The following is a 1,400-nucleotide window of genomic DNA, read 5'->3' as shown; positions in this document are numbered from 1 at the left end:
TTTCAGCTCGAAGCAAGCAAATTGCTTGGGTGTTATATGGTCAAGCCTCACGGGCAATTAGTATTGGTTAGCTCAACGCCTCACAGCGCTTACACACCCAACCTATCAACGTCGTAGTCTTCGACGGCCCTTCAGGGGACTCAAGGTCCCAGTGAGATCTCATCTTGAGGCTAGTTTCCCGCTTAGATGCTTTCAGCGGTTATCTATTCCGAACATAGCTACCCGGCAATGCCACTGGCGTGACAACCGGAACACCAGAGGTTCGTCCACTCCGGTCCTCTCGTACTAGGAGCAGCCCCTCTCAAATCTCAAACGTCCACGGCAGATAGGGACCGAACTGTCTCACGACGTTCTAAACCCAGCTCGCGTACCACTTTAAATGGCGAACAGCCATACCCTTGGGACCGGCTTCAGCCCCAGGATGTGATGAGCCGACATCGAGGTGCCAAACACCGCCGTCGATATGAACTCTTGGGCGGTATCAGCCTGTTATCCCCGGAGTACCTTTTATCCGTTGAGCGATGGCCCTTCCATACAGAACCACCGGATCACTAAGACCTACTTTCGTACCTGCTCGACGTGTCTGTCTCGCAGTCAAGCGCGCTTTTGCCTTTATACTCTACGACCGATTTCCGACCGGTCTGAGCGCACCTTCGTACTCCTCCGTTACTCTTTAGGAGGAGACCGCCCCAGTCAAACTACCCACCATACACTGTCCTCGATCCGGATAACGGACCTGAGTTAGAACCTCAAAGTTGCCAGGGTGGTATTTCAAGGTTGGCTCCACGCGAACTGGCGTCCACGCTTCAAAGCCTCCCACCTATCCTACACAAGCAAATTCAAAGTCCAGTGCAAAGCTATAGTAAAGGTTCACGGGGTCTTTCCGTCTAGCCGCGGATACACTGCATCTTCACAGCGATTTCAATTTCACTGAGTCTCGGGTGGAGACAGCGCCGCCATCGTTACGCCATTCGTGCAGGTCGGAACTTACCCGACAAGGAATTTCGCTACCTTAGGACCGTTATAGTTACGGCCGCCGTTTACCGGGGCTTCGATCAAGAGCTTCGCGTTAGCTAACCCCATCAATTAACCTTCCGGCACCGGGCAGGCGTCACACCCTATACGTCCACTTTCGTGTTTGCAGAGTGCTGTGTTTTTAATAAACAGTCGCAGCGGCCTGGTATCTTCGACCGGCATGGGCTTACGCAGTAAATGCTTCACCCTCACCGGCGCACCTTCTCCCGAAGTTACGGTGCCATTTTGCCTAGTTCCTTCACCCGAGTTCTCTCAAGCGCCTTGGTATTCTCTACCCAACCACCTGTGTCGGTTTGGGGTACGGTTCCTGGTTACCTGAAGCTTAGAAGCTTTTCTTGGAAGCATGGCATCAACCACTTCGTGTT

General features: G+C 53.0%; 1 rRNA gene (running past one end of the window). It reads right to left on the bottom strand.

The features are described 5' to 3' along the window. Positions 1–36: 36 nt before the first annotated feature. Positions 37–1,400, bottom strand: a 23S ribosomal RNA gene (locus ACIOYV_RS33205) (it continues 1,723 nt past the right edge of the window).

It is taken from the genome of Pseudomonas sp. NPDC087342 (assembly GCF_044744265.1).
Lineage (GTDB): Bacteria > Pseudomonadota > Gammaproteobacteria > Pseudomonadales > Pseudomonadaceae > Aquipseudomonas > Aquipseudomonas nunensis.
This window is presented reverse-complemented; position numbering and strand designations above follow the sequence as displayed.